This is a genomic window from Oscillatoria sp. HE19RPO (assembly GCF_024220515.1).
In the GTDB taxonomy this organism is placed as follows: domain Bacteria; phylum Cyanobacteriota; class Cyanobacteriia; order Cyanobacteriales; family Laspinemataceae; genus Laspinema.
Genome location: NZ_JAMXOT010000119.1, coordinates 1 through 6,703 on the forward strand (window position 1 = coordinate 1; position 6,703 = coordinate 6,703).

8 protein-coding genes are annotated in these 6,703 nt (G+C 39.2%); all 8 read left to right on the forward strand.

All coding sequences use genetic code 11. The annotated features are described in order from the left end of the window. Window positions 1-189 precede the first annotated feature (189 nt). The gene (locus NG833_RS11540; protein WP_254565437.1) at window positions 190-366 is read left to right on the forward strand and encodes a hypothetical protein; all 177 of its coding nucleotides are present in this window, start codon (window positions 190-192) and stop codon (window positions 364-366) included. Window positions 367-458: 92 nt separating this feature from the next. After that, window positions 459-1,631: a radical SAM protein gene (locus tag NG833_RS11545; protein ID WP_256555923.1), complete on the forward strand. Its 1,173-nt coding sequence runs from the start codon at window positions 459-461 to the stop codon at window positions 1,629-1,631. Window positions 1,632-1,643: 12 nt separating this feature from the next. Beyond that, window positions 1,644-2,894 (forward strand): HEXXH motif-containing putative peptide modification protein, encoded by a 1,251-nt coding sequence (locus NG833_RS11550; protein WP_254565438.1) that lies wholly within the window; start codon window positions 1,644-1,646, stop codon window positions 2,892-2,894. Further along, window positions 2,888-3,853, forward strand: a complete 966-nt coding sequence (locus NG833_RS11555; RefSeq protein WP_254565439.1) for a glycosyltransferase family 9 protein — start codon at window positions 2,888-2,890, stop codon at window positions 3,851-3,853. Before NG833_RS11550 ends, NG833_RS11555 begins: the two co-directional genes overlap by 7 nt. Window positions 3,854-3,899: 46 nt before the next feature. Next, the gene (locus NG833_RS11560) at window positions 3,900-4,769 is read left to right on the forward strand and encodes a hypothetical protein (RefSeq protein WP_254565440.1); all 870 of its coding nucleotides are present in this window, start codon (window positions 3,900-3,902) and stop codon (window positions 4,767-4,769) included. Window positions 4,770-4,859: 90 nt separating this feature from the next. Next, a complete protein-coding gene (locus tag NG833_RS11565) occupies window positions 4,860-5,270 on the forward strand; it encodes a hypothetical protein (RefSeq protein ID WP_254565441.1) in 411 nt (136 codons plus the stop codon). 264 nt (window positions 5,271-5,534) lie between these two features. After that, a complete protein-coding gene (locus tag NG833_RS11570; RefSeq protein ID WP_254565442.1) occupies window positions 5,535-5,852 on the forward strand; it encodes a DUF433 domain-containing protein in 318 nt (105 codons plus the stop codon). Next, window positions 5,849-6,196 (forward strand): DUF5615 family PIN-like protein, encoded by a 348-nt coding sequence (locus NG833_RS11575; protein WP_254565443.1) that lies wholly within the window; start codon window positions 5,849-5,851, stop codon window positions 6,194-6,196. The genes NG833_RS11570 and NG833_RS11575 overlap by 4 nt, the downstream gene beginning before the upstream one ends. The last annotated feature ends 507 nt before the right edge of the window (window positions 6,197-6,703 follow it).

Below are 6,703 nucleotides of genomic sequence, written 5' to 3' on the forward strand. Positions count from 1 at the left end.
CAGTAGTCACAATCAAAGTTGAGTCTGCTTTTTACAGAGAAAGTGCTTGGCTTAAAAGGCTTTTACCCCAAAATTATTTGGGTTTTTAGAGCAGCTTCGACGAAACACGAAATATTTACGTCACTTGAGTTGCTGATACCCCGGAAAACTGATTTGTACATCCATTTAATTAATGAAGGAGGAAGCTAAATGAACGCTTATCAGGGAAATAAATCTGTTACTAAACTTGCAGTTAATGAGTTGAAAGATGAACAGCTACAGCAAATAAATCCAAAAGTTGTAGATGCAATTAAAGCGATTCAAGCGGAACGCATGGGTAAAGAGCCAATTGCTTGGCAAGATTTCAGTAGCCACAATAAAAATTGAGGTCGCTTTTTACAGAAAAAGTGCTTGGTTTAAAAGGCTTTTAGCCAAAAATGATTTGGTTTTTCAAAAACGTAGCTTTAAAGGAAAGATTTATGTCACTTGAGTTGCTTCTACCCCAGAGAACTGAGTTTTACGAAGTGCAACCGATAACAACTTTTGTAGTTAAGGTCGTGAGTCGCTGCAACCTCAAGTGTTCCTATTGCTATATGTACGAACACCCAGATCAAACTTGGCGAGATCAGCCAGTCGTTATGACTGCTGAGACGATCCAGCTTCTAGCAGATCGTCTCAGCAGCTATGTTCGTATTCGTGAGTTAAAACAGATTCTTGTGGTCTTTCATGGCGGTGAGCCTCTTCTACTCGGAGCCGCTAGACTTAGAGAGTTATTCACAATTTTGTCGAATAATTTTCAGGATATTGAAGCGGATGTAAAGTTCGGACTTCAAACGAATGCCACCCTAGTAGACGATGACATTGTGCAGGTACTCCAAGACTTTAATGTTCGTGCGGGTGTAAGTATTGATGGACCGCAAGAATGGAACGATCGTATGCGAGTTGACGCCAAAGGAAATGGAAGTTTTTCTCAAGTTATAGCGGGTGTAGAAAAGTTGCGTAATCCCAAATCTGGCGAGTCTGTATTTGGAGGTTTTCTTACCGTTGCAAATCCAGAAATAGATCCTTATGAGCTATTGACATTTTTTGAAAAATTAAACACCACTTCTATAGATTTTCTTCTGCCCGACTTTAACCATGATACTTTTCCATACGATAAGTATCCCCCAGGAACGTTTGGTCGATGGCTATCCTCTCTTTTCGATTATTGGATAGCTTCAGAAACCAGCATGGAAGTTCGTATATTCAGAACTCTAATGAAGCTTTTAATCGGTGGACAGAGAGGCTATGATTCCTATGGGGCATTAAGTAATGGAGTAATCATAGTTGAAACCGATGGCACGTATCACGGGCTAGATGTTCTCAAAACAGCCTATCATGGCGCAACCCAAACAGGGAAGTCGCTGGACTCTCATCCGATTGAGACTTTAGAGTCTTTGCCTCTCGTCAAAGCACTCTCTATAAAACGCTTTTCTGCACCTCAAAAGTGTTTTGATTGTCAATTATTTGAAATCTGTGGTGGCGGATATCTTCCTCATCGTTATAGTTCCCAAAATGGCTTTAATAGGGAATCAGTTTATTGCGAAGATATGATGATTCTCATCGAGCATATCAGAAATTACTTGTCCACAGAACTTTCCGCTATCTCATAAAAACATTAAGTTATGAGCATTTGTCCAAAGCAAGAAACTAAGATTGGGACTGTTGACTTGGAATTGACCTGTAAATTAGATGACACTCAACTGTTCTATCAAAAGGCGTTAAGTGAATATGCCGAGCAGTCAGCTACTCGACACCTAGCTATGCTGCATATTCTTAGCAATCAAGGTTATGAGTTAGCGGCGGCGCTTCTCAAGCAAAGTGATGAGGTGAATATATTGAGCGGTTTATTTTTGCAATATAGGGAACTTGAAGCAGAATCTGGCTCACTTTTCCAAGCTTATGTCAGCGGGAAAACTAATAATATTAATGATGGAATAATTAATTTTTATGCTTTGTTTTCCCCGCTGAGTGGAGGCTTGATTTTAGGGTTAGAACCTCTCAAAAAAGTAACAGTCACTGCTGGCTGTCTTGTTTGCTTTCCTACCTTAGCTGGCGTTGCGGCTGTAAAGCAAGATAGCGATCTAGGAGAAATTACAGAACAGGTAATTAACCTACTATTTGACGATGAATATGATTGCATAAATTGGCTACCAGACAGCTTTACACGGTCAGGAATTCGTATTTCCACAGCGATAACTCAACCAGCCGCAGCGGGAAATGAGTTTAACTTTATTGAAAAAAACTATGTCGATAGTATCACGGTTGTCAACACTAGGCATAATGAGATCCGGCTCTGCTTAGACATACTTCCATTCTTAGATATGGGGCTTGGTGTAAGTATGAGTCGGGCGATGAAGCTGTACACTGTTTTGCCTCGTTATTCTCCTACTACACGCAAAGCTGGTTCTGTATCATCGTTGCCTGGTTGGGCTTGGCAGGACTTCGATTCTGAAATTAATCGGCTCGAAGAAAGATGCCACTTATCTGTACAAATGGTGCATGAGTTTTTTCATACCAAGGTTAATCTGGTTGAAAAAAATGTGCGTCTTTACACAACAGACGGAAATTCACCAGAGGTTTTTTCTCCTTGGAAAAACAGAAACCGTCCCCTCAGACAGGTTATTCATGCTCTAATGACTTTTTCAGCAGGAGCCGCTGTATGGGCTAAACTTTTATCTTCTCCTTGTTTTTCATCGAAAAATTTGTACTCGCAAGCTGAGAGTTACTGGGTTGAAACGCTTAGTTTTGCCGAGGTAGCTTATCAAGGTTTAATAAAGTCTGAAGCGTTAACTGATGCAGGCAAGCTTTTAGTTAGTGCTTGTGTTGATAATTTACATTCTGTAGTTAAGGAAAGTCGAAGCAGTTTATGCTAAATCCTCATAACTTTAGCCGCCCAGTAGTTTTTTTTGCCAACGGTATTGGCGATCACATTATCGCATTACCAGCACTTCGGGCGCTTTCTAATATATTCTCTGGTCGATTGTCACTGATTGTCGTAGAGGAAGCGTACACACAGATTTTCTCAGATATTGTTTTTGAATCTGTATGGTTTATAAAAACTTTTGGAGCGTCAGGTGTTCATATAATGCAGAAAATAGGAAGAGAATCAACCCCATTTGACTATGAAGTATTAGCTAAAGAAGCTAGTGGCTGTGACTTGTTTATCTCTCTTTGTTTATGGACATCACCTGATTTAGAACGGTTAATTAAAAGTTTATCACCTCCTGTTTCTGTGGGATTTTATCCTACATTCACTTATGAATTATCAGAAAAAATTAATTGTTTTGATAGTATTTTTTGTGTAAATCATTTATTCAATCCTCAAATTGAAATTGAAGATTTTAGTAATCCTCCCTATATAGAAAAAAAATATTTAACGCTAGTTCAAGATTTAAAAGTGTCTATGAAAAAAAATAAACTACTCATTGTACACACAGATACTAAGCCCAGAAAAATATGGTCAGCGGACAAATTTATAAGGACAATAGATAAATTTTTGTCAGTTCAGACTGACTACATAGTTATTATTGTAGGTATGCATCACAACTTACCTTTGGAATTGGCATATTACAAAAATCGAATTTTTGATGTATCTGGCATTCCTCTAGGATTATCATTTGCTTTATTAAGTGTTGCTGACCTTTTCCTTGGTATTGACTCCTGTATGCTTCATGTGGCGGACTTATTTCGTGTACCAGGAGTAGGTATTTTTGGACCAACTAATCCCCAAAAATGGGGTTTTCGGTTTGCCTCTCATAAACATATTACTTCTGATTCTATTACATCTATTACATCACAACAGGTCTTTGACGCTCTGATGTGCTTATGTTAGTTGACCAGCAAATTTTGAGTTTCTACTAGCTCAAAGTCAATAATATATGTATCAACTTATTGAAGGGGTCAAAATAGTTCCAAGTTATAATGACATCATGTTGGAAGAGCGTGTTCTATTAAGTTCGGGAACAGCCCTAGCTGATGTTTCAACAGATCGATGTTCTACTCCTTACTGTCGGGATGCAATTATCCCTCAATTACCGTGGCGAAAACCTACCGTATTAGAACAACAAATACTGTTCATCCGTCAATTTGAGAATTCATCAAATCTTTATGTAATTGTTTTCAGTATTCCTCAAAATATTTTAAGTCATTTTAATGATATAAATAGTGTAAAAGACCCTAGAGAATTGAACTATTTTTTCCAAAAAGATCGGGTAAAAAAAGGTATCAGTCTAATTCAAGAGCATATTGAAACCTTTTGTCTTCAAAGTGCAGACATAACTAAGTATGGAATTGGGTGGAATGCCCCTAACCAGATGACTGTAACTGTTGGTGCTGATAATTGCAAGGTCGGTCTTCACATTGATAATCAGCGTGGTTCATCGCTGCATCGTATCCTAATAAATTTGGGCTCGGAACCACGATATTTTTTATTCATCAATTTATCAATTCAGCAGCTTTATAGTTTGGTATTAGAAATTCATAGTAATGCAATTAGTAAAACTTCGGGTAGCTCAAGAATTTGTATGGCATTCATGCAGCTTTTTCCAAATTATCCTGTTGTTAAATTAAGAGTAGAACCAGGAGAGGCTTATATAGCTCCCACAGAACATATTACTCATGATGGGTGTACGGAGGGAACAAATAGTCTTGATGTATTTTTCACCTTGCGAGCTATTTTTGATTACCAGGGTAGAGTACAGCAAAGCGTTGTTATGTCGCGTGATCCCCCACTCAATCCCTCTTACTAGATTACGCGAAACCTAAATAAGTAGACAGGAACATTGCAATAGGTCAGTTAATGCTGGTCTAATTACTGAAAAAACAACACAGGGAAGATCATGGAAGAAAATTTTCTGATATTGATTGAGGTGGCAAAAAGAATATCGTATAAGCCCGGGTACAGTTTTTCAATCCGTCGAATAGATAACGAACAAGCTTTTATTTCCCTTAGATGTCCATCGTTACCTAATTCTCAAGAGAAGGGTGAAGAGGCTGGCTTAACAATTAATAACACAGTAAAATTGTCAGCTATCATAACATCATCAGATGCCTTACACGCTTTTGCGAACCTTGTGGCCAGTTTTGAACTTCATGAGGCGGCAGAATGGTTCAAGCTAGATGAGCGTCAAGTATTTCTTCCCCATGGTTGGGGAGATGAGTTTGGCGGCTTTAAGTGGGAGGATTTTATGAATCTTAATGGTAAGTTTCTTGATGCTTTAAAACAAATCATAGATCAGCCTGGTATGTGAGGACAGGATTATTGCTCAAATAGGGGCTGATGTTCTGGCTAGTATTGAGAAGTAATGCGGATAAATTGAGGTGAGCGATCGCCAGCTTCGTCTCTCAAGGCAAGTTTGCGATTAGCGAGTCCCTCAGTAAACAATTGTGATAGTCACCGGATTGGAAAATCGCCCAGGCTTTCTTTTCTTCTCGTGGGCAGAGTCAATTCCTCGTGTTAGACTTAGAAATAAGTTATCTCTGAAGCAATGTACTTAATTCAGTAACGAGGCCAAATGAACTTAACTGCTACTCAATACAAATACATAGAACTAAATGAAAACAGCGTTCCCTACATTGCGGGAACAACCATGAAAGTCATTGAATTAATTTCCGGTCATCTAGCTTTTGGCTGGAGTCCCGAAGAAATTAAATTTCAACATCCCTATTTAACCATGAGTCAAATTTATTCGGCATTAGCTTACTATTGGGATCACAAAGAAGAACTAGATGCCGATATTCACCAACGAGTTGAGAGAGTTGAAAAGTTACGTCAAGAAGCTGGCGAATCCGCTTTGGTTAAAAAACTTCGCACTCAGGGGCTAATTAAATGACCATAGCCCTCTACATGGATGAACATGTTCGTCGAGCAATTAGTAATGGTTTAAAATTGCGGGGGATAGACGTTATTACAGTACAAGAAGATGGCAAAAATGGCATTCCTGACTCTATTTTACTCGAACGCGCCACCGAACTTAATCGCGTTATCTTTACCCAAGATGATGATTTTTTAGTCATAGCAAACTTTCGCCAGCAAGAGGGAGTAAAATTTAGTGGAGTGATTTACGGACATCAACAGTATGTAAGTGTTGGTGAATGCGTGCGGGACTTAGAAATAATTGCGAAAGCCTGTGAATCAGAAGATTTAATTAATCAGGTTCAATACCTACCTTTGTAATCAAGCTTTACATGATTACCTCGCGGTCATGATAATTCCACAAAATGGGCAAAATCTTGCTCTACTCGTCCTGTCTAATGTACCTGTTTTGTTGACAAGACTGACGCCCTGGACCCGAGAAACGGAGTTTCAAACGGGATCATTAGGGTTGAAAATTCTGATGGCGGTTGTTCAGGTGCAGGACTGATGCATTAGCTTTATCTGTTTCGGGCGATTCTCGAATCGCCCCTACAAATCGGGTTGGGTTTCCAACTCAGCGCTATCTGTTTCGGGCGATTCTCGAATCGCCCCTACAAATCGGGTTGGGTTTCCGACTCTACGTCAATCCTGTCTGAAGCGAAGGGTCAGTCTTGATTTTATTGTCTTCCCATAAGGAGCGAGTCCGATCGCAAAATATCTTATGGTTACTATAATCAACGAGGAATTTAGGAACTAGAGGACGAGGGACAAAATCGACCCAATGCCTTCTGCAACTTTGGTTACGGCTCCAAAAGACTGCTGAGTTAA